Genomic DNA, 24,723 nt, shown 5'->3' with positions numbered 1-24,723 from the left:
TGCCCGATAGCCGGAGAAGCATTGCTGATGGAAAGTCTGAACCACGTGTCACTATTTTCATGGTTAAAAGAGGAGCAAACCCTTACTTTTAATGCTCAAACACTTTCTATATCTCGTCATCTTGAGTCTGAACTCCCTAATGGGGCGGCTAGGTATCGATGCGTGTATGCTGAGCAATCCGTTGAGTCTGAGTTAGCTAGATTACTTGCTGCGCTTTCTCAGCCCGTTTCGCTTGCTTATATTGTTCGAAAAAACGCACTGCACTGTATAGAGCTGCGTTTAGATAAGCCTCTCAATGAGACTGAGATTAAGCAGTACGCATTAATTGATGGCGTTGAGTTTTTCTCTATCAGCCCAAATCAGGCGGTGCTCAATCGTTGTGGTTTATTAGTGATGGATATGGACTCTACCGCCATTGAGATTGAGTGTATTGATGAGCTGGCAGTTATGGCAGGTGTAGGCGAGGCCGTTGCAGAGGTTACAGAGCGTGCCATGCAGGGAGAGCTGGACTTTGAAGAGAGCTTGAGGGCAAGAGTCGCTCAACTTAAAGATGCGGACGAGGCGATTATAAAGACCCTATGCGACAAGCTTCCTCTGATGCCGGGCCTAACCGATATGGTCACAGAGCTGCAATCTTATGGATGGCGACTTGTCGTTGCATCTGGCGGATTTACCCCGTTTGTTGGCCATCTTAAGCAGTTATTGGATCTTGATGCCGCCTATGCCAATGAGTTGGTTATCGAAGGGGGAAAGTTGACGGGGCAGGTGACAGGTCAGGTGGTTGATGCTCAGTTTAAAGCAGATACGGTTGAGCGCTGCGCCCAAGCTTGGGAGATCCCAAAGGGCCAACGACTCGCAATCGGTGATGGGGCGAATGATATCCCTATGATTGAGATCGCAGACTTTGGTATCGCCTACCATGCAAAACCAAAACTTGAAGCCGCAGCCGATGTTGCTATTAAACAGTTAGATCTAAAAGTGTTGCCATATCTGTTGCAGTTACTTTAGTGATATAAGTTGGTATTAGCTTCTTAGTTGAGCCCATTGATAGGATAACGGCTTTTTTCCTATCAACGGGCTTAATTTTTTATGTTTTAAATGAGGTCATATCAATTTGAACTCATTCGTCTTATCTGCTCTCTCTAGTTCATATTCCACTTTATTGAGTATTTACTCTTGTTTTTTCATTTCAAGTCAGTAGTTTATTATTTTCATTAGTCAGTAAATAGTGATTGTGGATTTGGAACAAACCTCTTTTTATATCCCCTATCTGGAAGGTCAACTGCACCTTAGACAGGTAAAGCTTGCCAATGCCGATATGCATAAGCCGCCCATATTTATGCTCCATGGTGCTATGTCTAATGGTAAGGTGTTTTACAGTGAGTCAGGGCGAGGTCTTGCCTGTTTTTTAGCTGAGGCAGGCTTTGTTGTGTATGTGCTTGATACTCAGGGCCGTGGTCTAAGTACGCCTAAGATCCAGCGAGGATTTAAAGAGGGGCAGGGCGAAGTGATCCGTGAACAGCTTCCCTTAGTGCATCACTATATCATGGGGCTTCACTCTCAAGTATCGAGTATTCATTGGTGTGCTCACTCCTGGGGGGGCGTTCTAATGGCCAGTGCTATCTCTCGTTTTCCCCTGTTTCAGGAGAGTGTGGCATCTTTATTGACTTTCGGAACTAAGCGCACCATTAAAGTGAGCTCTGTTAAGAAGTATATGATGGTTAATATTGGCTGGAATAAGTTGGCTAAGGTGATAGCGTGGGGCCATGGTTATCTTGCTGCTGATCGTTGGGGAATGGGGATGGATAATGAGAGTCGCCGCTCTCTGTCACAATGTGTAGATTGGGTAAGGGGAGATTGGATCGATCATGATGATGGTTTTGATTACGCCCAAGCGGCGCAAGTTGTCGCAAGTAAGGAGAGGTGGCCTAAGTCGTGGTTTATTGCGGGCCTAGGGGATGAGGTATTAGGTAATCCTGCCGACGTGCAGAGGATGATCCAAGAGTGCCAGTTTTCCGATGTAGAATATACCTTACTTGCTAAGTCTCAGGGCCATAAGCATGATTATGGCCATGCCGAGATGCTTATCCATAAAGATGCGGTTGATGATCATTTTATTCAGGTCAGAGATTGGTACAAAAATATTGAGCTATCGGAAGCTAAAGTTCTAGTGTGAGTACTCACACTAGGACCAGAACTTATGTGACTTTTATTTAAGCTCCCACACCTCCCAGCTTTCAAGGTCATACTTTTTTGCTAACATCAATGCTTGCTCTTGATGTTGTTTCGCCAATTCAGGTTTATCAGTACTTTTATAATAGATACTCATCTGCTTATGCCATCCAGGTAGTGTTTCTCCTTCAGCCTTCACACCGTTGAGCAGTTGAGCAACACGCTTAAAATCTTGTTTTTTATTAAAGCCTTTAGCTAGTTGAATACTCACATTGGCGAAAGATTCAGGAAACTGTGTCTTTACCGCTTTTAGCACGTTATCGACCTCATCTAGCTGCTTTGACCAAAATAGGTACTTGGCAAATTGATAGGCGGTCAGCCACTCAAACTGAAATCCTGCCCAATTTTCCTGTTGCTGACTAAAGTGAGTTAACACTTGCTTATAGTCACCTATGGCTAACATGTCTGTGCCATCAATGGCGTAGTCTGGTGCTAAAAATTGCAATCCATCGTAGAGGGCGGGCAGCGCGGTGGTGAAGTGATTTTCGTTAGGATAATGTTTATATTGCCAATTTAGCTTTGCAGGCGCAGCTTGCTCAAATACCTGAATTAACTTTTCAACTCCCATCCCCTCTTCATTGGCCAATGAGATAAACACCGGAGAGGTTATTTTCCCCTGTTTGAGTAGAGATTCAATTTTTCCTGGTAGGCTGTTGCCGTCATGCCAAGCACTGGGACTCATGGCTAAAAATGCATTAAATGGAGTCTGCATTTGCATCATGCTGTAGAGAGTGAATAGGCCGCCAAGTGAGTAACCAGCGAGTGCTTTGCGGTCATCGGTTCGAAATTGAGCGTCAATAGTTGGCAATAACTCCTGTTTCAAGTAAGTGTGGAACTGAGCAGCTCCCCCAAAAGCATCGTCTTTACCGTCGGGCCAAGTCGTTGTTTTAAGGTAGTCATCGTCTCCCTGATTGGCGATACCGACGACTATCATAGGCGGTAACTTTCCCATACGAGTTAGATGTTTCACTATCGATGAGACATGTTGAAACTGGAAGTCCGCATCTATGATATAGAGTGTCGGGAAATCTCTTTGATTGATTTGATACCGCTCGGGAAGTGAGACCATATAGCGCCTCTTCTGTGCAAGTATCTGTGAGTGGTGCTGGTATTGATAGGCACTCACTATTGGGGTCTTATCTAAAGAGGTGGCATTGAGGTTTAAACTGGTGAGCAGTACAAGAGTAACTGCGATTGTTATGAGGATACTTTTCATCAGGTCTACTATCTCTTTTATTGGATTATTTATTAGCCTACATGTTTTTATTTGAAAGACAGTTTAGTAAAGGTGAAGTTAGGTGAAACTGGAGGGAGTTAAGGTGAAGATTGGGTGAAGCCCCATTAAGGCTGGGGCAAACTTTGATCCTACTTGGATTAAGCTAAGCTATTCTCTGGTTCAAGTTTTGTTTGCTGATAGAGATCAGGATACCTAAGCAGCACCTCTTCGGTGATGTCGAGAAGCTCGCCTACGCCGACAATTCGCCATAAACGTTCTTGTAGCTGTTTTGCCTTGTGATGGGCATGTATGGTTATGTACTCCATCTCCTTGCGGACATAGCTAAGATCCGGTTTATCAGTGACACCTCGATACACCCTTAAGGCCATAAATCGACCTAGATTTTGACTTTGAGTGATAAAGTGTTCTCTGGCCTTAGTATCACCAATCTCGTTGGGGGCAACGCATTTTACTTTTACCTCCCCAAGGGACTGCCTGGATATCTGTAGGTAGAGTTCGAAGTAATCGAGACCTGTTTGGTGCTTCATCGCTCTTATCGGGTCGATGAAATCTTGCTTTAATCGCCCGTCTTTAAGTAAAGAGGCGAGATTATACTCTAGAGGGCGAGAGGCCGATGCCGCAAATAGATCTGTGATCTCATTTTTATGGGCACTGACCCCTAAGGTGCTTAATTTAGCCGTTTTAACGGTTTTTTCGATAAAGAAGGGAACTGAGTCTAAGTTACGTACCAGTAAATTCTTTAAGGCGTCAGCCAACTCTTTCATCTCACTGTTGGCTTCAGTTAACTTTTCAAGTTTGTCACGGTTATTGGTGATGAGTTTATTCATAAACTCGACACCAATATGAGGTGAATGACCCATGACTGCAGCCAAATGGATATTCGAACCTGATTGTCGCTCCCTGATTAATCGATAGGGAAGCTGGCTTAGATTTGTTTTACCAGCGATAGATTGCAGCTTTGGAAAGGTCAGTTGTATTGGAGCTGTTCTGTCGAAATGAATAGGTTGCTCTAATGCAAGCTGTAAGCCTTTACTGGAGATGTCTCGAGTGGTACCCGTGACGACCTTTTTACCTTGGCTGGCTTTTACTTGAGTTTTAAATGAAAACCTAGCTTCATTACGTCGTTCACTGAATTGGAGCGAAAGTAACTTAACGTTGTTTTTCAATAGCTTCTGTTGGCCGAACACCTTGAGCTCGTTGGTGGCCTTATCAGATCTGCCATTCCAGTTAAGGTAGTGTTCTTTCGCTTGTGGATCGGTGAGATCGATGAGCTGTAGCACATGGGAGAAACGTTTGAGTTGCGCCTCAGTAAGCGCTGAGTAGCAGCTATCATCACCAGGCAATATGCTGGCTTTGTATGATTTTCTATGGTCGATTGCATGATAGGTTAACTTCAATGTTTTCCATGATGGTTTACTGGAGCCAAAACTTAAAAACAGTGAGAGAAGCTTGGTTTCTTTCAATTCTGCTAGCGTGGCTGAATAGAAGTAAACTCGGCCATTACTGTGGAAAGTGAAACAGAAAAACAGAGTATGATCTTTGTTATCGGGTTCATCTATCATGGCCTTGATTCTGCTGCCAGTGATCATGTTCGGCAGCTGACTGATATCTTGCTCATCCTGAAAATAATATTGCAGTTGCTGGTTATCTCGGCTTAAGAGCTTATGGGTTATTTTATAGTTATCAGCATCGGGCTCAATAAAGATCGGTAAATGAGGAAGGTGAGGCAGATAGTGACGCTCAAAGCCAAGTCCAGTTGCTGCGACTAAGATATCGTTAATATCGACTTTATATCTGAACTTATATCCCTTAATCAGATTGGAGAGCATCTGTGTGAGTGTGTCACTGCCACCGACCCGTTTAAGGCGCATCCAGCAATACTCTGAATTGGTTTCTGTATCGACAATTTGATATTCAACGCCTTGCTGTAGATCTTCGTGATAGTACTCATCGCTAAGCTCAAGCAGTTTAACTCTTATTGGGTTATCGACATTAAAACTATGTTTTAATGGTAGACGTATACGAGCTCCGCCTACAGACAGATCGACAGTGATCCCTAAGCTCTCATTTCGGCCAGGTTGAGCTGCGGAGATCCGAATGCTGTAATTCATTCTCTCTTCACTGCGGTTGAAGTAGCTGCCTAAAACTACGCCCGTTGCAATATAGGGTTCAGGAGCCGAGACTTCAACTACATTGCCAGTCTCCTGTAGTTTTGTTTTGCGGCGCCTATGGGCATCAATGACATGCTCATATACACCTAGCGTATACTTGCCATGGTAGAGCGCCATGGACTCTTTAAAGCTCTCTTTTGCTGGCTCATCTAAGTAATGTTGGCGACCTCCATCTTCGAACTCTTCACAGGCTAGTTCAGACTTATCCCTAAGATCTATGATACGTGTGCAGAGCGCTGAGATGCGATTAAGCTCCATCTTCAAAAGAAAGCGGGTGGAGTTGGACTCATCTTTTGTCAGCATATCGAAAATAGCCTGGAAATCGGGTTCCATTAAGAGGGGCTTTAGCTGTTCTATTAATGCACTGTGTTCGTCTAAACTCATTACTCACTCATATTATTAGTAGGGAGGCGTTATCATTTGTTGCTGTACTATTTTAAGTAAAGGAGATGAAAATTGCTGCTTAAATATCTGGATTCACTATTTTAATATAGGGTATAAAGCAGCTCTTTTTGAGGTGATAAATCCACCCATGACTGATAATCTTATTAGCAACTGATCTTATGTCGGCTGTGAGAGGAAATTCTTGATAGTGAATTTTCAATCAATTTGATGATAAGTGGTTATTATTATTTGATTATCGCAACATGTTCATCGCTTTAACTCAAGCTAGAGTTCATTTTTATGATACCACAGGCAAGAATAAGCTGGTGGTACCTTGAGCTTGTGAAAACCTCTGCTTGATAGTGAGGCTGTTCGTTAGCGTTCAATTTAATCGTTTTTCAATAATTATGAAGAGATATGGCAAAAAATAAAACAGCATATGTGTGTAATGAGTGTGGTCAGGATTTTCCTCGCTGGCAAGGCCAGTGCAGCGCCTGTCATGAGTGGAACACCATCACAGAGGTGCGCTTAAGCAGTGCTAAGTCATCAGGCTCATCAGTGGCAGGTTATGCTGGCGCTGTTGGAGGTGGCTCAAAGAGACTGAGTGAGGTTGAAGAGTTTGAAGCACAAAAGATGCTTACCGGGATAGGAGAGCTTGACCGCGTATTGTGTGGAGGTCTTACTACAGGCTCTGTCAATATCATCTCTGGGGATCCTGGTGCGGGTAAGACGACATTACTGTCAGATCTTGTTTCGCGTATGTCGCAAATTATGCCGTCTTTATACTGTACAGCTGAAGAGTCACTCTCACAGTTTAAGAACCGTGTTAATCGTCTTAAATTAAACTGTAATGAGGAAAACTTGTATTTAATGGCGGAAACCAGTGTTGAAGCGATTATTGCAGAACTCGAGGCTAAAAAGGTCAAATTTGCCGTTATCGACTCTATTCAAGCTGTTGTTACCGAATTAGCGAACGGTAGTCCAGGTTCCCCCTCTCAGGTTAAAAGCAGTGCCCAGTCATTGACTCAGTACTGCAAACAGAACAATGTCACCATGTTTTTAGTGGCGCACGTGAATAAAAACAATGAAACGGCGGGGCCACAGACCCTGATCCATATTGTAGATTGTTTGACACATCTTGAATGTAACGATGGGCAGGTAAGAACTCTTAGAGCTAACAAGAACCGTTTTGGCGATGTCGATACTGTCGGTATTTTTAGAATGACAGAGCGAGGCATGCTTAGTGTTGATAATCCAAGTGAGATTTTTCTATCGGGGTCATCAACCCAGTCCCCCGGCGCTGCCATCACCTGTATCCGTAAGGGAAACCGTAATCTTTTACTGGAGATCCAGTGTCTAACCACAGAAACTGAAGGGGAGTTTCCTCAACGTGTCTGTGTTGGTCTCAATATGAACCGAATTAAGATGCTAACGGGAATATTGCGAAAACACACCCGTACTAAGATATTTCACGATACCTACTTTAACTTAGTAGGTGGCCTAAAGATTGATGAATCCGAAACCTGTATCGACTTAGCACTGGTAACCGCACTTTTGAGTAGCTTAAATGATTTTGTGGTACCGAGAACCACCTGCATCATGGGCGAGCTTAGCTTAAATGGCGATGTAAGACCGATAGACAGTGGCGTTCCAAGGGTGAAAGAAGCGGTTCAACATGGCTTTACCGAGGTATTTATCCCTTTTCGTAATTACCATAAATCCATGGAAGGGTTAGGCGCTAAAATTATCCCAGTGAAAACCATTCATGAGTTGCTTGAGTTGATCAATTAACGGCTAAAATTGATGTTCACTTTGGCATGGTAAAATAGTGCTTAGTGGGTGGAGTTATTGCTTTTCTCTGTGGCCTTGCGTGTTCTAAGTGGTGAGTAGTCTTTGTTTAGTTGCTTAACTTAAATAAAGCGATCTCATCACGAAGAGATGAATGACACAAAGCTCACTGCTTAAGCGATATAGGCTGAGACTGTTACTAGGGAAAGTATGACAATCAGATGTGAGTTAATTTTCTGTTTAGCCGAGTTCACTGGGGTGTTGGCTTTCGCGCTGATGCCGTTTGCTATGTGTTTTCATTAATATACTTCACATGTGGTTTATGAGCACTTGGGAATAAACCGTTTTCAACAGGGCCAAACCCAGACTTAAAGTTTGTACCTGAGTAATTCATGAAAGTTGAGGTAGTTTTGGAGTTGCCTCCGTAAACCTCAAAACTGTAACCGTCTTCTGATTCAGAAAATTCAGAAATATACTTTCTCTTTGGAGGCAGTAAGTACCCCACAGCTTTAATGTCGAGATCAATCCTTAGGACTACTGTTGCATCCCAAAGATAAAGATAACGTGGATTTTTTGAAGAAACGACATGACCATTTGTCGAATAAAGAGCAGAGTATCCATCTATCTCAAACGGTAAAACCATTTCCACGGTTTCAGCCCCCATATGATGCTCTCCGTGAAATTTTAGCTTTACCTTTAATTCGGACATAGATTTACTCATTTACACATGGTTTCCTGTAAGGGGGCTTATAAAAATTGGCTAAAATTGTAAGCGAAATCAAACTAAATGTTTAAATATTATAAGTTTTCATAGGTCTATTTCGGTAATTCTAAAAGCTTTAGATTTATAACTTTGAAATTCAGAATCGTCGAACAATGAAGGTAAAGTCGCTCCATTTTCTTTATGTAATCTTGCTAACTTTTGTGCATTCAAATGAAAGTCTACACAAGTTAAACAATTAGTAGATATTTAAGCACCTGCACAAAACCAAGTGGAATGTATTAAACCAGAGTGTCTGAAATAGTTAAGCAATTACACTGCTGATGGGCCGTAACCTTCTACCGTTACATCAATATGCTCACATATGAAGTTAAAAGTCATAAAACTTGATTCACAAGATAGTATTTTGTAGGGAAAAACAAGTCCTTCCTTTGGTGACCAAGTATCACCAGATTCCTCTATACATAGATTTACAGAGTTACCGACTAAACAATTATTTCGATCTACTCCAGTACGAGGCCCTCCAGACATGTTTAATATGACTACCCCTGACGCACTTATTCTAGCGGAAGCGTGTGTATACCCATTCTCGGCCCAGCGTTTAGGTAGCGGGCTTGGAGGGGCTTTAAAGTCTCCATGAATAATTACTCTTGATGTTTCAATTATTACTTTCTCAATCAGAAAATCTTTAAGCGAAGGTGTTCCGCAATACACACCAGTCACCCGACGTGGCTCAGTTAATAATTCAGTCCAACTCATAATCAACTCATCTCAACATCTCAAGAAGCCTAACTAGAAGCACAAAAGAAAGCATGCCTTGTTTGGTCTAAGTATCCATAGGGATATCATCCCAATTCACTGTAACACCATAGACCCAATCAAGAGCTTTTCTTCGTTCTGATATAATACTTTCATCATATAAACATTCAATGCCGTTTATCCGACAATGTTTAGAGTACCAATGGAGCCGATAAAGTAAATCGCATTGCTCTTGAATTTGGGTTATAGGTTTGAGCTCGGCATTTTTAATAAACCCTGCAGGATCGCAATAAGGTGGGACAATTGATGCTAGTTTGTCATCACAGTACATGTGGTGATCCATTCCAATCAAACCAAGACTCCATACCAGTGCTTGTATTGATTCAGGCATCCAAGTCAGTTCATTAAATTCTTCTTTAGGTATTTGCTCTAGTAATAGCAGCTCTTGCTCTTGTTCTGTAACAAAACCCCAAAGCGAATATTGCTTCAAATTTTGAATAAGGTGTTCTGGAACAGCATCAAAAGCTAGACCAACAACATAAGACATTGCACAAATTCGACTAGCCACATCTGAAGCAATCCGAGGACTAACCTCAGAAAGTTCTTCAATGATTGGAAGGTTTGGATTTACTACAATCCCTTCAGACAAGAGTTTTGACTCATTTTGAATTTTAAGAGTTCTGAGATTCATAATCATCCATGAGCAGGCTTAGCGCCGCGTTAAAGTGTTGAGTAGCGTGTACCAAACTTGAGTGGGGCGAAAACGACACACGTTACAGAGTCGCCTTTAAACGCTTTGTTACGCCTTTAGTCAACGATCTCGTAGTAGCGTTCAATATGCACAGTTATTTTGCCCCAATGCGACGCTTTTACTCTGGCTTGATGATATTCAAACGTGGATTTATCTATGAACTCTTCATACACGTCAAAACGAAATGGATTTTCCGAGTTTTCAGTTACGTCAAAGGTTATGCACCCAGGCTCTTCCAAAGTAAGGAGTTTGTGAATAATCAGCTCACTTTTAATGATTTCCAGTTCCGACTCAGGAACTAAAATAAAACCTTTCAATGTTACTTTGGCCATAGATATCCTTATTACGCCTAACAGTATATTAGGCTAAACATTCTCAATAAGAGCACTCTTAATAAGGGGAAGCCTATGCATTCATTGTTTTAAGCTAACAGTAAAGCCATTAGCCATCAATGAGTTCAACTTTATCATTGCTACTTACTGTTTTCTCACTTGAGTGAAACAAATAACCTCGAGTATTGCAAAAAATGCAAGGTATAAACTGCTCAACTTAGCTATAGTTTAGAGTCACAATTCCAGTAATACAGCAAAATCGAAAGAGCCAAATGAATAAGTGTTGATGGGGCTGTGGTCGTCCGTGACATGGCCACATAAGGTCGTTACTTCACACCCATGTGATCACGACATTGGTGCATTTGACCCGTAGGGATATGGGAAATGTCTAATGTATGTAGGGGGCGCCCAAGACCTTGTATAGCTCTTGAGGCAGGCAATAGATGGTAATGAAGGTGCAATCTTCAACAATCCAACCCAATGCCAATTTAGATAAAAGTTAACATATAGAAAATTAATAAGCCTTCATTCGAAGGCTTATTAATTTTTGGATAAACGCAGAGCAGTTAGTTTAAGCAACCTCAATCAATAACAAGATAATCAGAGGTTAAATCAGAAAATGTCGCAATCTTCAGTCCAAGGTCGGCTTATCGTGTGCATCAATAAAGTTCGCTAACTCGCGGTTGAGCAGAGAGGCATCACCTAAATTGAGCTCTAGCATACGTCTAAGGTGGCTGATACTGTCAACATCAATGTGGAAACATTTTAGCCCTAAGAGTCGCTCGGTTGAGTAAACCAGTGTGGCTTCCATTCGCAATTCGATATCTGAATCGGGTAGAGAGAAACCGAGAGTGATAGTGCCCTCTTTCGGTTCAAAATCCATTGGTTTATCAATCAGTGCTCCATTTAGACTCAAGTCATGAATTTTAGTCGCCCACATATTTTCGCCTTGATTGAGATTGGCGGTTGTATTAAACAAAATACGGGAAAACTGACGCCTTTCATCCATAAGTCATCCTTAATGTACCAGTTAGAAAATAGCTTAAAAATTAATATGCTTCGCTATAAGCATATGCCACTTTGTTATGGGTGTAAAAATTCTTGCGATATTAATGTTTTTTTACTGATCAAACTCACTTTATGCTGGCCATTTATCGATCAAATCGGATATTTTACACATTGCTTATATGCAAATATGAAAAAATGTGAATAATTAAGAAGATGTTTCGGGATAGGATAATTTAAGCCATGGCGTATAACGTGTTGGTTGTCGACGATGAGTCAGTCATTCGTGCAAGGTTAAAAGGATATTTTGAGAAGGAGGGCTATCGAGTCCAACAGGCTCAAAATGGCGAGCAGATGTGGCATGAGTTTAATCGTCAACATATCGATCTTGTTATACTCGATATTAATCTACAAGGCAGTAATGGGTTAAATTCAGGTGCCGATGGTTTAAGTCTGACAAGAGAGCTAAGAAGCCGTTCCGATGTAGGCATTATACTGGTCACAGGCCGTGATGAGGCGATAGATAAGATCATTGGTTTGGAGATGGGAGCCGATGATTATGTGACTAAGCCTTTTGAGTTACGTGAGCTTTTAGTTAGGGTGAAAAACCTGCTTTGGCGGATCTCGCTTGTTCGTCAGGCTGAGCAGAAAGTTATTGAGCAGCTTGAACAAAAAGATGATGTGATCGTGTTTGATGGTTATGCTCTGGAGCTTAATAGCCGTAAGCTACTCCACGGTGAAGACCTCATTAAGCTGACAAAAGCTGAGTTTGAGTTATTGGCTGCTTTTGCACTGCACCCGCAACAAGTGCTTTCCCGCGAGCGTCTTATGCAGCAAACAAGTCATAGAAACCAAGATGTTAATGATAGAACCATCGATGTTATCCTAAGACGGTTACGCAATAAGCTCAATCCAGATCTATTTGTGACGGTTCACGGGGAGGGATACCTATTTTCAGCTAAAGTTGAAGACTAAGTGGCTATCAAAGGCATCGCCTTTCACTTTTTTCGATTATTTGGCGTAACACTGTAGACAGGGTAGAAGTGGGCTGGGGCTAGGCTCTTGCTCAGTTTGTTTTTTATCTTGTCTTTATTGAGCTCCTGAGCGTTTATGCTCTGAATCTTGGGACCAATATCACCATGAACAGCTTTTCCTTCTAGCTCTCTGACAACAATATCAATAGCCAGTTTCCCCTGTAGAACCACTAAGTCATCGCTGCTAAAGGAGACCTTATTTCTGAATAAGCCTCTTAGTACACCTGGAGATAGGTAACTACTGACAAGTTTAACTTTACCTTCTAAATGTTTATGGCCTATTTCGCCGATGGCCGCCTCAATCGCGACGGCGCTGCCTAAGATGTAATCTGGGCTCTGATCATCGAGTAGGTGATGTAGCTGATCTCGGTAAAGATCCCGATTATTGTCTGCATGACGTATAGAGGAAATTTTGATATCGCTCTCTTTTAACGCATCGAATACCCCTTGGTCTACCCAATCACTTCCACCTAATTTTTCTGGGCCGGTTAGTAGCGCTAAATCCTTCTGTTTCTTACGGCTGCTTGTAGGAGTTTGGGCTAAATCATTTTTGATAAACTGACCAGCATGCCAGCCCATCTGATACCAATTGACTCCGATCCGTGTCGTAATGGTAGGGCTATCCACTCTGTTGACTAATGCGATAACTGGCTTAGTAATTGGACCGTGGTAATATGCAATGAGTTTGGGGTCGACTGTGCCAAGTAAAATGGCATCAAAATCCTCTTTCATGCAGTTGCTGAGTTGTTCTAGCTGTTTCTTTTTGTGGTAGTAACTACCTGCTTCAAACAGCTCGAGTTTGATATTGAGCTTGGTGGCTTGCTGGACTAAGCCATAATCAATGCCGATCCAGTAAGCATCCTTTAGGTGAGGAACAAGTGCACAGATTTTCCAAGGTTTTTGAGTCTGTTTTAGCGGTGTGTAAAGCAGACTGCTTGCGGTTTGAACCTTGGTATTATAAGGAGTACGCTGCTCTAAGGGCCAAGTTTCACTGTTGACCTGCAGGGCAAAGAGAAGTGGCATGATACAAGCGAATGTTGAGATTATTTTGTTTAAAGGCACTTTTCACCACCGCTACTTGGTATCAACTGAGTGTTTATTCGATTTATATAATATCAGCTTTTAAAACAGAAGGAATAAGAGTGAGCGCTTTATCACTTTCAAGAAAAAGTTTAGTCGGCCGCCTTATGTTGGCTTTTGGTGTCCTTGGCTTACTGTTACTTCTTTTGGTTTCGTTGGGAAATTTAAGCTTATATTGGGTTAATCAGGCCGATGCTTACCTTTATGATAAAGCGCTCCCTGCATCTGAAGCAGCCAGAGAGCTGGCGCAGGCATCAAACGCGCTGGCGGAAAATGCCCAAGCCCTAGGTCGAGTTGAAGAGGAGCACCAACGGCAATTTATTGGCCGTAAACTGTCGATAAACAGCACCAATATGCTCAGTGCTATCGCTAAACTTAAAACTTTGCAGGTGCAGAGTGATTGGCGTCTTGAGTTAACAGCGGGTGAGATTATTCATGACCTGTCACAACTGGGTAAACAGGTTGGCAACCGATTATTAGTCGCCAGTAAACTCACGGCTCAGGGAGAGGCATTAGCTCTGGCTGCAAGTCATAGTATTGAGCTGCTTGAGGCTGAGTTGGCAGTCGTTGACTCTTCTGTGTTGGCTAAATTGAGTTTGGCCTATCCAGAGATAGTTGGTCAGATGAAGAGTGCGGAGTTACTCGATACTGTAATTGAGCATGATATTGATATTCAGGAGCGCTTGAATAGGGCGCTCAAGCTTATTCATGATATCGCACTTATTGGCCAGTTACTTCAATCTCCTGAGCAGGAAAAGGGGCTATTAACTGTATTGAGTAACATGTCTCAGCAGCCCTCTGTTGTCCCCCCTAGCTCCTATCAACTTCAGCCCTTACAAGCCTCAATGGATCCCAATGCCGCAGGCTTCCAATCCTCCATACAGGTTGACCTGATGGCCCTTGAGTTACTTAAAGGCTTGGTGAGAGATCCTGTGCGTGCTAAAGAGCTAGAGAGCGAGTTTTCAGTGTTAAGGCAGGTATCAGAGGGGCTGACGACACAGAAAAACTATGTGCATCTGATAAAAACACAGAGCAAGCAACTTATTATGCTATCCAACAAACTATATGAGCTTAATCAAACAGTTGATCATGCTATGGCTATGCAGCAGCAAGAGGCAGAAGGCGCTCGTTTGGATTATCTGCAGCAGATAGCTTGGGCCAAAGCGGGGTTGATGGGTACCGGCGTTCTCATGTTTATTGTGATCTTGTTTGTGGTTTATCGTGTGATCTACAAGGGGATCGCAGTGAGGCTCAACGAGGCGACCTATGCACTCTCTAGGTTGAGTTTGGGAGATACTCAGGTTGGTATCAACTCCCATGGTGATGATGAGTTAACGGCAATGGCGAGTGCTATCGAGGCCTTTAAACAGAAAACGGCCCATAACCAAAAACTTCAATTAGAACTTAGAGAGAGCGCCGATGAGTTGAGCGAGCATAAGGCGGCCCTTGAGATCAAAGTTGAAGCCAGAACTGAGGAGCTGGCAATAGCCAATAAACGCTTAGACTCTGAAGCCAAAGGCCATGCTCAGGCTCGAACTATGGCTGAACAGGCAAATCAAGCTAAATCGCTCTTTTTAGCGACCATGAGCCATGAGATTAGAACTCCTCTCAATGGATTGTTAGGTACGCTAACGCTGCTGGGACACTCAAATCTTCCTGTTGCGCAAAAGCAGATGCTGGCTCTATCTCAATACAGCGGAACCCTGCTGCAGACTGTGTTGAACGATATTCTTGATTTCTCAAGGTTGGAGCAGGGTAAACTTGCTAATGAACCTCGTCCTGTGGCCATTAACGATCTGCTTGATGAGGTGGTGGCTATCATGCTAGCAGGGGCTGGGCTGGCGGGATTAAATCTGGTACTCGATAGTGGCAAACTGCCAGAGTGGATCAATATTGATGGCCCTAAATTAAGACAGGTGCTGTTTAACCTGATTGGCAACGGCATTAAATTTACTCCTGAAGGGGAGGTGAGACTTAAGGTATGGGTGGAGGATAGAGCACTCTGCTTCATGGTTATTGACAGTGGTGTTGGGATCACCGATGACGCTAAGAAACATCTGTTTAAGGCTTACAGTGCGCAATTGAATCAGGGACGCTCTCGTGGCACAGGTTTAGGACTTGCTATCAGTAAGGAGCTGGTGGAGTTGATGTGTCAGTTGCCTGAATATGAAGCAGAATCAATTGCGGGAGAGCTGTTTGAGGAAGGTTGTAAACCGCTTTGGGTTGAAAGCGAGGCGGGAGTTGGCAGTCGTTTTGGGTTTAGTTTGCCGCTGGTTATTTGTGAGCAGGCTCATGAAGGGGGACAAGAACCTCAGAGAATTACAAATAAGAAACGGGTTCTGGTGATAGAGGATAATAAAGTTAATGCGATGGTCGCTCAGGGATTTCTGGCTCATTTAGGCCATGAGTCAGTGCTTGCTGATAGCTGCGCAGAGGCAAGAAATATTTATTGCACACAGAGTGCGAATAGCTTCGATGCCATCATGTTAGATATCCAATTAGGAGATGGTTCTGGTTTGGCGCTTTTAAAAGAGCTAAGAGAGGTGACTTTACACGCTTCTCACCAACTGGATATCGCCGCATTTACTGCCCAGATCCAAGCCGATGACATGGATCATTATCGTGAGATAGGCTTTGATCTTGTTCTTGGGAAACCGCTTAATATGCAGATGCTAGCGGCATGGATTGGCGTGGTTAATCCGCTCGAAGAGGAAAGAGTGGCAAATACCTCTCCTGATGATAAGCAAGGGGAGTTGTTGGATATCGGACAGATAGAGCAAGATATCGAGTATTTGGGTAGGGATGCTGTAGATGAGATGCTGATGCTATATAAAGAGTCGAGCCAAGTTCAACTCTCGGCTCTGTTACAAAAGAGCGAGAATCGAAATACCTTGCTGCATGCATTAAAGGGAAGCAGTGCCAGCATGGGATTTATCGCATTATCTAAGCTGTGTAAGTTACTGGAAACATCTGAATATAAAGATGGTGAGTATCAAGGCTTGCAGCAACTACATAAAGACTCTCTGGCTGCATTTAGTCAGCTACTTGGCTAGTGCCTGGTTGTAAGAGGGCTCATTACCGGATTTATCATAGTGAGTATCTGTTGTTAGCTGGTAAGTAATCATGCCAATGGTGATTATCTGATATATGACTCCTGACCATGAGTGCAAATGCAACGAGAGTGTTAAGTTGCAGATGTTACTCACTAATATACTTAAGCGAAGTTGAGTACCTTGACAGTAAATGAGTGCAAAGCTCATGATCACCCCTGCCAGCACTGCGCACCATTCACTCCAGTGCTCTGCCCACAAAAAGCCCTGTATTATGGCTAGTGAGGCAAATATGGGGGCAAGAATTGAGATTCTGTAGTAACGACTAGAGAAAAAACGACCCATGTTCAGCAGCTGATTCACCATGCCGAGGGGACTTCCCAGTAAGCCTAAGTGAATTGCAGTTAATCCCGAAGCGATTAAGTTGCCGCTAAGTAGTGCTTTATCATCCCTTTGAGCGTTAGCCCACCAAGCCAAGAACATTGAGATGAAGCCTAATCCTTGGGCAAAATAGAGATAATGAATGTCAAACACGAAGTGAGCTACCTGGTCAAATTAACAACGGAGTATTGTCGTTATTTTGGGCAGAATAACTGTGACAGAACCGTGCTTTTTACTTAAGCTCTCGCTAATTTTGATGATTTTTGTGAGTAATACCAATCAGGATCAGAAAGGGGATGAAGAGTAACTAGTGGGTATTGGTATAGTGCTCCCCACCAAGGTGATGAATAGGGAGCAGTTGTGAGCACTTATGCTTATAGATGAATGATGGGATCTGGGTTGTTGTCAGGATCATTGCCTGCACTGCCATCACTATTAGGCTGACCTCCTGTCATCATTATCACGCCGCAAGCTGCTGGGGATGCCATCGATGTACCTGACATGGTGGTGACACCACCGCCACGTTTGAGTGACGATATTCCAACACCTGGAGCCGCATAATCCACAGGAGGGTTTCCCCAGTTGGACCAGCTAGGCATGTTGTCACTGCTGTCGGTTGCTGAGATCGTGAATATATTTGCTCCATTGGCGCGCGCAGGGGAGTGATTACTTGCATGAGCCCCACTATTTCCCGCCGCGAGCACAAAAAATATTCCATTTGATGCTGCAGCCCTGACCGCTTCATCTAAAGAGCTACTTACTCCACCACCTAGGCTCATATTGGCGCAGTCGCCTGCAGTGGCATTAGCTGCAACATGATCTATTCCCGCTATCACGCCAGAGGTTGAGCCAGAGCCTCTCGAGTCCAGTACTTTTACTGGAACAACAGTGGCGCCTGCTGCGACGCCGACAACATCGATACTGTTATCGATAGCGGCAATGGTGCCAGCAACATGGGTGCCGTGCCCGTGACCATCGTTCATGCCAGCATTTTTTCCTTTAGTGAAGGCTGAAAAGCCTTTGCTGGTATCAACGTTGAGATCGGCATTGTTAAGGTCAATACCAGTGTCGAGTACCCAAGCTGTTCTTCCTGTGCCGTCAACTGGCCCACCGACTCTGTTAATTCCCCATGGAGTGCTTTGTGGCACACCGTTGTCAGTGTCACCACCGCCTCCACCGTTACCTGGATTTGTGGGTTTTCCTTTGCTGATACTGACAATACTGTCAGGGGTAAAGGAGCTGACAGTATTGTCATCCCCAAAGGCTTTTTGCGCTGCAGAGCAGGGCATTGTGATGGTAAAACCTTTGATACTGTGTTTATAGATATGTGTTAGTTTGGCCGGGTTGCTAAGGGTCATATTAGCCCGTTTGAGCATATTTTTGGCAAGGCCAGTGACTTCATCAGCGTGAAGGTTACTCTGCATCTGCACTATGCATTGGTTGTGGATATTATTAAGCGATGAACTGCTGTTTGTGGGCGCTGTTTCAGCCATCACTGTTAAGTGTGCTGTTCCTGCTAAGGCTAAGGTGATGGCCGAGGCTATCGGAGACGGGTACATAGGCTTCTCTCCAGGTGTTTAGCCTGCAAAACAGAGCTTGTGCCTGTGTAGCTGGCTAAAAGACATATTTCTCTAAGTTTAGTCGCTCCTTGCCTAGGTGCCATTTTGGTTGAGCTGAACTTTTCTTGCTCTGTATAGTAGACTTTACGAGAGTTCTCCATTATTGAATAGTAAAAGAAATAATGCTCGGTTTCATTTTTGAGGTTAATTTTCCAGAGGGAATAATGGGAAATTCTGTTACACTGCGCGCCAATTTCATCGGCATTTAGGTATGGTTATGTCTTTCTCTTCAATGGCGTTAAGTGCCGAGTTACTTAATGTCTTATCTGAGCTTAACTATAGTGAACCAACACAGGTACAGGCTGAGGCTATTCCTGCTATTTTAGCAGGGAGTGATCTCATGGCGGGGGCACAGACTGGTACTGGGAAAACAGCCGCATTTGCGCTGCCTATCCTTGAACGATTGAGTCAGCTAAAGTCCAGTCAAACTTCATATGAACTTACCCCTGTTCGTGCGCTTATTTTAACGCCGACTCGAGAGTTAGCGCTCCAAGTTCATCAAAGTTTTGTTCGCTACGGTGATGGTTTAACACTTAAGAGTGCAATCGTGTATGGCGGTGTGAGTATCGATGCCCAGGCTGATATCTTAAAGGCTGGTGTTGATATCTTGATCGCAACACCGGGGCGTCTGCTCGATCATTTAAGACGGGGATCACTCACTTTAACGCAGTTAGCATTTCTAGTATTTGATGAAGCGGATCGTATGTTGGATATGGGCTTTAAAGATGAGATAGATGCCATACTTAAGCAGCTACCTAAAGAGAGACAAACCTTGCTGTTTTCGGCGACCTTCGATGATGGGGTATTTAACTTAAGTAAGCGGTTACTTAAAGATCCTAAATTGATTGAAGTGGGTAAGCGAAATGCCGCAGCGGGAAAAGTTGAACAACGTGTTTATGCCGTTGATGCTGATAGAAAAAGTGAGCTGCTATGTCATCTAATCCTCTCAAAAAAATGGCGGCAAGTGTTGATCTTTAGCCGGAAAAAACAGGGCGCCGATAAGCTGGCGGCAAAGCTTGTGAATGAAGGCGTGAAGGCGCTGGCGTTTCATGGCGATCTTTCCCAAAGCGTGCGTGAGAAAGTGCTGCAAGAGTTTAAAAGTGGAGAGCTGCAAGTGTTGGTGGCTACCGATGTTGCAGCCAGAGGCTTAGATGTTGAGTCGTTAGAGGTGGTGGTGAACTATGAGCTTCCTTTTGTTGCCGAAGATTATGTCCACCGTATTGGGCGTACAGGTCGAGCAGGGAACTCAGGTTTGGCTATCACACTATATTGTGAAGATGATGCCTTGTTGCTTGAAGAGGTTGAAGCTGTGTTAGATACGCGTTTGCCTCAGCAATGGCTGGAAGGGTTTGAACCAGATCTAACGAAAAGTGTTAGCGTGACAAGAAAGAATAGTAAGTCGGCTCAGAAGCAGCGTGCTAGACGCAGAGCGACTGGAAGTAAGAGATCAAGACGTTAAGTAACCTTGATAATTGTATCAAAGCCCTAGAATGAGTGAGCTATTGAGGTGGAAGTTTCGTGGTTGAATTGAATAATGAAAATGACGCTACTCAGTTAGATATCGCTGATGTGGTTCAGCTATTGACTGAGGCGGAGGGTCAGGCGCAGTCAGAGGTGTTTGATGAGATCCTTGAGGGAGCTGAGTCAGGAACGGTTGCACTTTTATTAGAGTCGCTACCCTTAGATGAGCGTTACGATAGGTGGCAGCAGGTTGATGATAATGAGCGGGTGACCGTTCTGAGTTTAATGCGCGCCGAACCTAGACTAGGGATATTAGAGCAGATGTCCTTAGAGGAGAGCGATCTCCTATTTGCTCAGTTAAGTCCTGAAGATTTGATTGATTGGAGTGATCACCTTCCCGACAGCTTGACAGAGAGAGCGTTGGCGAAGATGGGATTACGTCAGCGAAAACACTTCGAACTCTATGATCAATATTCTGACAATGAGATTGGCCGCTATGCCGATCATCAGATGTTGGTATTGGATCTTAAATCCTCTATCGGGCAAGCACAGAACTTTTTTCGACGGATCAACTTAGACTGTAACGATAAGATTTTTCTTGTTGATGAAAATGATAAGTATCAAGGTGATGTTAGACGCTTTGATATCTTTAAACATGATCCAAGTGAGCCGCTGGCGTCACTACTGTCTGAAGATAACCGAGCGCTTGCAGCAGATACCTCTCTGCTAGAAGCTGCGGAGTCGATGGAACACAGCCGTGAAGTTGAGATGCCCATTGTTGATGATGAAGGTGTCTTGATTGGGCGAGTGACCTTGAGAACGGCAACCATCTTAGTCAGAGAGCATTATGAAGCCCAGTTGATGGCCACGGCGGGTATGGATGAGTCTGATGACCTGTTTGCACCAATTGTTAAAGGGGCTCAGCGCCGAGCTATCTGGTTAGGGATAAACTTACTGACCGCTTTTCTGGCTTCTGCGACCATAGGATTATTTGAAGATGTGCTAACCCAAGTGGTTGCTCTTGCCATCTTAATGCCTATTGTGGCCTCGATGGGCGGGATTGCGGGTAGTCAATCGTTAACCTTGATGATCCGCGGCATGGCGATGGGACAAGTTTCACCTGGTAACCGACTCTCGCTGCTGAAAAATGAGTTAGGGATAGGCAGCGTTAATGGGATTTTATGGGCGGGCATTATTGGTGCTGTTGCCGCTTGGTGGTTTGGTGATAACACCATCGGCATGGTGATGGCGTGCGCCATTTTAGTTAATATGCTGGTGGCGGCAATAGCGGGAGTTTTAGTACCGATTATTTTGCAAAAATGCAATCAAGATGCGGCTCTATCAGGCTCCGTCATCTTGACCACGGTGACCGACGTGGTTGGTTTCTTCACTTTCTTAGGCGTGGCTAGCATACTGTATTTATAGTCTTGTATTTATACTCTTGTACTGATTGGTATTGTAGTTTTAGATATAAAAAAAGCGCTGAATTTTCAGCGCTTTTTTGTGTCAGCTTGTCGCTGAGTTTAGTGAGTCGTTTGGGTCAGACCTTCGAGATCTGAAGTGACCCAGCTTTGAGTCAGGCGTGCCAAGGCACTGTAAAATGTCCCTGTGTCGCATTGGGTCACTTTAGCGGCAAAGTTACCTAACCAAGTATTGAGGTAGGACTCAATAAACTTGAGTTGCTCTGCATCGCCGCTGTTTAGGCAGATATGTTCGGCATAGGCTAAGATCACCGCGATGTGATCGGCAGGCTCTGGAAAGCTGGTTTGAACCTGCAGCTGACTCTGCTTTAGAAACTGCACCATCTGCTGATGTTGCTCGCCAAACAGAGGTGTTTCACTACCAGCTTCATTAAGATACAAGCTGGCATAAGGTGAGGCACTGTGTTTTGTTCCAACTAGGAACAAGCCGCAGTAATCCGCTGCAAGTTCCAGTAGTGCCTTATCAGTTTTTAACGTATTCAGGACAGATATTAATGTATCGATATCTTGTTTGAATGCTGGCTCACTGGCAAGTTGTGCCAAAAAGGCCTGTGCCTGCTCACCGGTTAATTCATGCAGAAGTTGATGATCAACCTCCTTAGCGAACAAAGATGAGAGTAGTCGATAGACCATAGCTCTCGCCTGATTAACTACTGCAACACTATTCATCTCACTAGCATTCATTTCACTTGCACTCATATTACTTCCATTCATACGTGTTACTTATTCCTGATGTTTTGGTGATTAAATCTGAGTTTCAATTGGGCCGCTGAATGAGCTAACTTCAGGTACTTTGCCTTTATACTTCTCAAAATCAACCAAACATGTGTAGGCTGAGCAGGCTTGAGCCAGCTTAGATGTTCCGATATCCATAGTTAAGGTATTCGGATCGCCATAACTACAAAGTGCACCGACTTTAGCGCCACCCTCTTTGCTGCCATCTGCACCAACTGGACCATACCAAGCACCCTCTTGAATGCGGATAACACCTTGAGGATAGTTGTTTGAAACAACTGCACCGGCAAGTAGTTGACCACGGTCATTGAAGACGCGAACGATATCACCGCTCTTAATACCACGCTGTTTTGCATCAGCAGGGCTCATATACACAGGCTCACGTCCTTTTACCGCATAGGTTTCACGGAACTCAGCAGATTCACACATCTGTGAGTGAAGACGTTTGTCCGGATGGCAAGACTGCATCCATACCGGGAACTTGTTTGAACCTGGTCCGCCGTGACTACGCTCCGCTTTCTCCATCCAAGTTGGGTGGCCTGGGCAGTCATCATAACCATACTGAGCTATCTTACGGCTGAAGATCTCAATAAGGCCTGAAGGTGTGCCCAGCGGGTTAATCTCAGGATCTTCTCTAAAGTCTGCGTGGCGAGTCCAAGGCTTACCTTCACCGAAGTAGACGTAACCCTCTTTCCAGAAACCTTCAAAGTCAGGCATTTCGAACTTACCAGCGTTAGCCGCTTTACAGTCGTTATAGAGCTTAACAAGCCAGTCTTTCTCTGACATGCCACGGGTGTACTCTTTCTCTTTACCCAGAACGGCTGCAAATCGAGTGAAGATCTCAAAATCGGAGAGACTTTCATAGAGTGGCTCGACCATCTTCTGCATCGCTAGCAGGCCGCGGTTAGCGTAACTGCCATAGATGTCGATATCGTTACGCTCAAACGTAGTACACGCTGGCAATACGATATCTGAGAATCGACAGGTTGCCGTCCAGTTGACATCGATACTGACAACACACTCAAGCTTATGGAACGCTTGCTTCATTCTGTTTCTATCTTGATGGTGGTTCCATGGGTTATTGCCCGAGAAAACCATCATCTTGATATCAGGGAAAGTCACTTTCGAGCCATTAGCGTCGATAGTCTTGCCTGGCTCTAAAATTGAATCAATCCAACGAGCAACAGGGATTGTGCTGCTTGCGCCTTTGAAGTCATTGCTATCAAAGATAGGCTTTTGATCTTCATCTAAGTTACGTGGGAAAGCCCCTGGTGCTGCCGCGCCTGATGAAGGTACACCAATACTTGAGTAGTGGTGACCATAGCTGATCCCGCCGCCTGGAAGACCAATTTGGCCTATCATTGTGGCCAGAACCGCTGCCATCCAGTATGGTTGCTCACCGTGCTGTTGGCGCTGAATACACCAGCCCATTAGCATCTGAGTACGACCTTTGGTCATCACTTTTGCTAAGTCGCGAATGATCTCTGGGCTAACACTTGTGATCTCTGATGCCCACTCAGGAGTTTTAGCAACACCGTCACTCTCACCCATTAGGTAAGGCAGGAATTGGTCGAAACCTAAGCTGTAACCTTCGATAAATTTAGTGTCATGCAGATTCTTAGTCACCATCTCGTGGGCAATACCCAACATTAACGCCACATCTGTTTGTGGGTTAACGTAAAGCTGCTCACAACCAAGGTATTTCTGAGTCTTAGTGACCACAGGGTCGATACTGATCACGCGGATCTTGCCCTGCTTAACCTTCTCTTTTAGTTGAGCAAGATAAGCGTAAGACTCATGAGTCTCTGCATTCCAGCCCACTTGAAGGTTCTTATAAGGATCGTTCGACCATAAAATGATGGTGTCAGATTCTTCAAGGATCAATGACCAAGAGGTGCCCTGTGCGTAAACCTCTGTCGAACCTAAAATGTAAGGCAGAATCGTTTGACCAGCACCAGTAGAGTAATCACCAATCTTCTTAACGAAGTTACCGTGCATGCCGATAGCGCGCTGCATATGGCTAGTACAAGAGTGTAATTGACCCGTTGCACGCCAGCCTGTTTGACCTGCATGAAGACCCGATGGACCGTACTTGGTTTGTACCTCATCCAGTGAATCTTTTAGTAGGTGAAGTGCCTTATCCCAAGTCACACGAACGAAACGGAAATCACCACGTTGACTGGTATTACTTTTATGACCATTTAACAAAAAGTCTAATCGTACCATAGGGTAACGAACACGAGATGGGTTATAGACTAAGCCTTTAACGCCATTGATCATGTCGGTAGGGTACTTATCACTATCAAACGGGATAACCTGATCGATAACCCCATTTTTGCGCTTCATTTTGAATGCGCCGAAATGTGAACCAGTGGTTAACCAGCCATCATCTTTCTTAGCACCAGCAGCGGCGAGAGCATTGAGTGGAGCTAGTACAGACGCGCCGCTTAGGACAACATAAGATGTTGATACTAAACCTTTTAGAAAGTCTCTTCTTTTCAT

The 24,723-nt window shown here is 44.1% G+C and carries 19 protein-coding genes; 7 read left to right on the top strand and 12 right to left on the bottom strand.

Annotated elements, in window-relative coordinates; all coding sequences use genetic code 11:
* The first annotated feature begins 27 nt into the window (after window positions 1-27).
* Window positions 28-1,008, top strand: coding sequence for a phosphoserine phosphatase SerB (gene serB / locus SWOO_RS18245; RefSeq protein WP_012326141.1), 981 nt, complete (start codon window positions 28-30; stop codon window positions 1,006-1,008).
* A 226-nt stretch (window positions 1,009-1,234) separates the two neighbouring features.
* Window positions 1,235-2,176: an alpha/beta fold hydrolase gene (locus SWOO_RS18240; RefSeq protein ID WP_012326140.1), complete on the top strand. Its 942-nt coding sequence runs from the start codon at window positions 1,235-1,237 to the stop codon at window positions 2,174-2,176.
* A 33-nt stretch (window positions 2,177-2,209) separates the two neighbouring features.
* On the opposite strand, the gene SWOO_RS18235 is transcribed toward SWOO_RS18240, so the two are convergent.
* Together SWOO_RS18235 and SWOO_RS18230 are read right to left on the bottom strand one after the other, a co-directional pair.
* Window positions 2,210-3,448, bottom strand: coding sequence for an alpha/beta hydrolase (locus SWOO_RS18235; protein ID WP_012326139.1), 1,239 nt, complete (start codon window positions 3,446-3,448; stop codon window positions 2,210-2,212).
* Between the two features lie 158 nt (window positions 3,449-3,606).
* Window positions 3,607-6,024 (bottom strand): PilZ domain-containing protein, encoded by a 2,418-nt coding sequence (locus tag SWOO_RS18230; protein ID WP_012326138.1) that lies wholly within the window; start codon window positions 6,022-6,024, stop codon window positions 3,607-3,609.
* Window positions 6,025-6,441: 417 nt separating this feature from the next.
* On the opposite strand from SWOO_RS18230, the gene radA reads away from it, so the two are divergent.
* A complete protein-coding gene (radA, locus tag SWOO_RS18225; RefSeq protein ID WP_012326137.1) occupies window positions 6,442-7,815 on the top strand; it encodes a DNA repair protein RadA in 1,374 nt (457 codons plus the stop codon).
* 283 nt (window positions 7,816-8,098) lie between these two features.
* Here the strand turns inward: radA and SWOO_RS18220 are convergent, their stop codons facing one another.
* From SWOO_RS18220 to SWOO_RS18205, 5 genes are all read right to left on the bottom strand, one after another.
* Window positions 8,099-8,521: a hypothetical protein gene (locus SWOO_RS18220; RefSeq protein WP_012326136.1), complete on the bottom strand. Its 423-nt coding sequence runs from the start codon at window positions 8,519-8,521 to the stop codon at window positions 8,099-8,101.
* Window positions 8,522-8,845: 324 nt separating this feature from the next.
* On the bottom strand, window positions 8,846-9,292 hold the full coding sequence (locus tag SWOO_RS26070; RefSeq protein ID WP_012326135.1) for a hypothetical protein: 447 nt from the start codon (window positions 9,290-9,292) through the stop codon (window positions 8,846-8,848).
* Between the two features lie 67 nt (window positions 9,293-9,359).
* Window positions 9,360-9,983 carry a DUF4272 domain-containing protein gene (locus SWOO_RS18215; protein WP_041417781.1) on the bottom strand — a complete coding sequence of 208 codons (624 nt, stop codon included), beginning with the start codon at window positions 9,981-9,983 and terminating at the stop codon, window positions 9,360-9,362.
* A 116-nt stretch (window positions 9,984-10,099) separates the two neighbouring features.
* Complete coding sequence (locus tag SWOO_RS18210) at window positions 10,100-10,375, bottom strand: putative quinol monooxygenase (protein ID WP_012326133.1); 276 nt, start codon at window positions 10,373-10,375, stop codon at window positions 10,100-10,102.
* A 631-nt stretch (window positions 10,376-11,006) separates the two neighbouring features.
* Window positions 11,007-11,384, bottom strand: coding sequence for a PilZ domain-containing protein (locus SWOO_RS18205; RefSeq protein ID WP_012326132.1), 378 nt, complete (start codon window positions 11,382-11,384; stop codon window positions 11,007-11,009).
* 239 nt (window positions 11,385-11,623) lie between these two features.
* On the opposite strand from SWOO_RS18205, the gene torR reads away from it, so the two are divergent.
* The gene (gene torR, locus SWOO_RS18200; RefSeq protein ID WP_012326131.1) at window positions 11,624-12,355 is read left to right on the top strand and encodes a two-component system response regulator TorR; all 732 of its coding nucleotides are present in this window, start codon (window positions 11,624-11,626) and stop codon (window positions 12,353-12,355) included.
* Between the two features lie 23 nt (window positions 12,356-12,378).
* Here torR and torT read toward each other — a convergent pair whose 3' ends face one another.
* Window positions 12,379-13,437, bottom strand: a complete 1,059-nt coding sequence (gene torT / locus SWOO_RS18195) for a TMAO reductase system periplasmic protein TorT (RefSeq protein WP_012326130.1) — start codon at window positions 13,435-13,437, stop codon at window positions 12,379-12,381.
* 119 nt (window positions 13,438-13,556) lie between these two features.
* Between torT and torS the strand changes: the two genes are divergently transcribed.
* Window positions 13,557-16,547, top strand: coding sequence for a TMAO reductase system sensor histidine kinase/response regulator TorS (gene torS / locus SWOO_RS18190; protein WP_012326129.1), 2,991 nt, complete (start codon window positions 13,557-13,559; stop codon window positions 16,545-16,547).
* Here torS and SWOO_RS18185 read toward each other — a convergent pair.
* Window positions 16,536-17,078, bottom strand: coding sequence for a YgjV family protein (locus SWOO_RS18185; RefSeq protein ID WP_195742810.1), 543 nt, complete (start codon window positions 17,076-17,078; stop codon window positions 16,536-16,538). The genes torS and SWOO_RS18185 overlap by 12 nt on opposite strands.
* Before the next feature lie 221 nt (window positions 17,079-17,299).
* Window positions 17,300-18,484, bottom strand: coding sequence for a S8 family serine peptidase (locus SWOO_RS18180; protein WP_012326127.1), 1,185 nt, complete (start codon window positions 18,482-18,484; stop codon window positions 17,300-17,302).
* Between the two features lie 277 nt (window positions 18,485-18,761).
* Between SWOO_RS18180 and SWOO_RS18175 the strand changes: the two genes are divergently transcribed.
* A complete protein-coding gene (locus tag SWOO_RS18175) occupies window positions 18,762-20,003 on the top strand; it encodes a DEAD/DEAH box helicase (protein ID WP_012326126.1) in 1,242 nt (413 codons plus the stop codon).
* Between the two features lie 59 nt (window positions 20,004-20,062).
* The gene (locus SWOO_RS18170; RefSeq protein WP_012326125.1) at window positions 20,063-21,430 is read left to right on the top strand and encodes a magnesium transporter; all 1,368 of its coding nucleotides are present in this window, start codon (window positions 20,063-20,065) and stop codon (window positions 21,428-21,430) included.
* Between the two features lie 98 nt (window positions 21,431-21,528).
* On the opposite strand, the gene torD is transcribed toward SWOO_RS18170, so the two are convergent.
* Both torD and torA read right to left on the bottom strand, forming a co-directional pair.
* Window positions 21,529-22,185: a molecular chaperone TorD gene (gene torD / locus SWOO_RS18165; protein ID WP_229377252.1), complete on the bottom strand. Its 657-nt coding sequence runs from the start codon at window positions 22,183-22,185 to the stop codon at window positions 21,529-21,531.
* A gap of 45 nt (window positions 22,186-22,230) precedes the next feature.
* The gene (gene torA, locus SWOO_RS18160; protein WP_012326123.1) at window positions 22,231-24,723 is read right to left on the bottom strand and encodes a trimethylamine-N-oxide reductase TorA; all 2,493 of its coding nucleotides are present in this window, start codon (window positions 24,721-24,723) and stop codon (window positions 22,231-22,233) included.

The sequence above is a fragment of the Shewanella woodyi ATCC 51908 genome, assembly GCF_000019525.1.
In the GTDB taxonomy this organism is placed as follows: Bacteria; Pseudomonadota; Gammaproteobacteria; order Enterobacterales; family Shewanellaceae; genus Shewanella; species Shewanella woodyi.
Note: the sequence above shows the minus strand (reverse complement) of the source record. Positions and strands in the feature narration are given on the sequence as shown.

What these genes read in the sequence shown, in the direction of transcription:
- serB (WP_012326141.1), top strand. Translation starts at nt 28, where the DNA reads ATGGAAAGTCTGAACCACGTGTCACTATTTTCATGGTTAAAAGAGGAG.
- SWOO_RS18235 (WP_012326139.1), bottom strand. Translation starts at nt 3,448, where the DNA reads ATGAAAAGTATCCTCATAACAATCGCAGTTACTCTTGTACTGCTCACC.
- SWOO_RS18230 (WP_012326138.1), bottom strand. Translation starts at nt 6,024, where the DNA reads ATGAGTTTAGACGAACACAGTGCATTAATAGAACAGCTAAAGCCCCTC.
- radA (WP_012326137.1), top strand. Translation starts at nt 6,442, where the DNA reads ATGGCAAAAAATAAAACAGCATATGTGTGTAATGAGTGTGGTCAGGAT.
- SWOO_RS18220 (WP_012326136.1), bottom strand. Translation starts at nt 8,521, where the DNA reads ATGTCCGAATTAAAGGTAAAGCTAAAATTTCACGGAGAGCATCATATG.
- SWOO_RS26070 (WP_012326135.1), bottom strand. Translation starts at nt 9,292, where the DNA reads ATGAGTTGGACTGAATTATTAACTGAGCCACGTCGGGTGACTGGTGTG.
- SWOO_RS18215 (WP_041417781.1), bottom strand. Translation starts at nt 9,983, where the DNA reads ATGAATCTCAGAACTCTTAAAATTCAAAATGAGTCAAAACTCTTGTCT.
- SWOO_RS18210 (WP_012326133.1), bottom strand. Translation starts at nt 10,375, where the DNA reads ATGGCCAAAGTAACATTGAAAGGTTTTATTTTAGTTCCTGAGTCGGAA.
- SWOO_RS18205 (WP_012326132.1), bottom strand. Translation starts at nt 11,384, where the DNA reads ATGGATGAAAGGCGTCAGTTTTCCCGTATTTTGTTTAATACAACCGCC.
- torR (WP_012326131.1), top strand. Translation starts at nt 11,624, where the DNA reads ATGGCGTATAACGTGTTGGTTGTCGACGATGAGTCAGTCATTCGTGCA.
- torT (WP_012326130.1), bottom strand. Translation starts at nt 13,437, where the DNA reads ATGCCACTTCTCTTTGCCCTGCAGGTCAACAGTGAAACTTGGCCCTTA.
- SWOO_RS18180 (WP_012326127.1), bottom strand. Translation starts at nt 18,484, where the DNA reads ATGTACCCGTCTCCGATAGCCTCGGCCATCACCTTAGCCTTAGCAGGA.
- SWOO_RS18175 (WP_012326126.1), top strand. Translation starts at nt 18,762, where the DNA reads ATGTCTTTCTCTTCAATGGCGTTAAGTGCCGAGTTACTTAATGTCTTA.
- torD (WP_229377252.1), bottom strand. Translation starts at nt 22,185, where the DNA reads ATGAGTGCAAGTGAAATGAATGCTAGTGAGATGAATAGTGTTGCAGTA.
- torA (WP_012326123.1), bottom strand. Translation starts at nt 24,723, where the DNA reads ATGAAAAGAAGAGACTTTCTAAAAGGTTTAGTATCAACATCTTATGTT.